This is a genomic window from Myxococcus sp. AB056, assembly GCF_006547365.1.
In the GTDB taxonomy this organism is placed as follows: Bacteria; Myxococcota; Myxococcia; order Myxococcales; family Myxococcaceae; genus Myxococcus; species Myxococcus virescens.
This window is the reverse complement of the sequence record NZ_VHLB01000201.1, coordinates 1-1,178: the sequence shown is the minus strand read 5'-3', so window position 1 is coordinate 1,178 and position 1,178 is coordinate 1. Positions and strand designations below refer to the sequence as shown.

The following is a 1,178-nucleotide window of genomic DNA, read 5'->3' as shown; positions in this document are numbered from 1 at the left end:
TACTCGATGATTTCCGCCACGACGCCGGCGCCCACGGTGCGGCCACCCTCGCGAACAGCGAAGCGCAGCTCCTTCTCCATGGCCACAGGGGTGATGAGCTCCACCTCGATGGCGATGTTGTCGCCCGGCATCACCATTTCGACGTTCTCCGGCAGCTTCACCGAGCCCGTCACGTCCGTGGTGCGGAAGTAGAACTGCGGGCGGTAGCCCTTGAAGAACGGGGTGTGACGACCACCCTCCTCCTTCGACAGCACGTAGATCTGCGCCTTGAACTTGGTGTGCGGGGTGATGCTGCCCGGCTTGGCCAGCACCTGGCCGCGCTCCATGTCCTCGCGCTTCAGGCCGCGCACCAGCGCGCCGATGTTGTCGCCCGCCATGCCCTGGTCCAGCAGCTTGCGGAACATCTCCACGCCCGTGACGACCGTCTTCTGCGTCGGGCGCAGACCGACGACTTCCACTTCCTCGCCGACCTTGATGATACCGCGCTCGACGCGGCCCGTGGCCACCGTGCCGCGGCCGGAGATGGAGAACACGTCCTCCACCGGCATCAGGAAGGGCTTGTCCGTCGCGCGCTGCGGCGTCGGAATGTAGCTGTCTACCGCCTCCATCAGCTTCAGGATGGCCGGCTCGCCGATGTCGCTGGTGTCACCCTCCAGCGCCTTGAGCGCCGAGCCCGGGACGATGGGGATGTCGTCGCCAGGGAACTCGTACTTCTTCAGCAGGTCGCGGACTTCCATCTCCACGAGCTCGCGCAGCTCGGGGTCGTCCAGCATGTCCACCTTGTTCAGGAAGACCACGATGTACGGAACGCCGACCTGGCGCGCCAGCAGGATGTGCTCACGCGTCTGCGGCATCGGGCCGTCCGCCGCCGACACCACCAGGATGGCGCCGTCCATCTGCGCCGCGCCCGTGATCATGTTCTTCACGTAGTCGGCGTGGCCCGGACAGTCGACGTGGGCGTAGTGCCGGTTCGTCGTCTGGTACTCCACGTGCGACGTGGAAATCGTGATGCCGCGCTCACGCTCCTCCGGCGCCTTGTCAATCAGGTCGTACGCCAGGAACGTGGCGCCGCCCGTCTTCGCCAGCACCTTGGTGATGGCGGCCGTCAGCGACGTCTTGCCGTGGTCCACGTGTCCGATCGTGCCGATGTTCACGTGGGGCTTGTTACGCTCGAACTT

Annotated in this window: 1 protein-coding gene; it reads right to left on the bottom strand. The window is 65.9% G+C overall.

Going from position 1 to position 1,178, the window contains the following annotated elements:
• A partial coding sequence (gene tuf, locus FMP39_RS37115; RefSeq protein WP_141594696.1) for an elongation factor Tu occupies window positions 1-1,178 on the bottom strand: 1,178 nt, incomplete at both ends.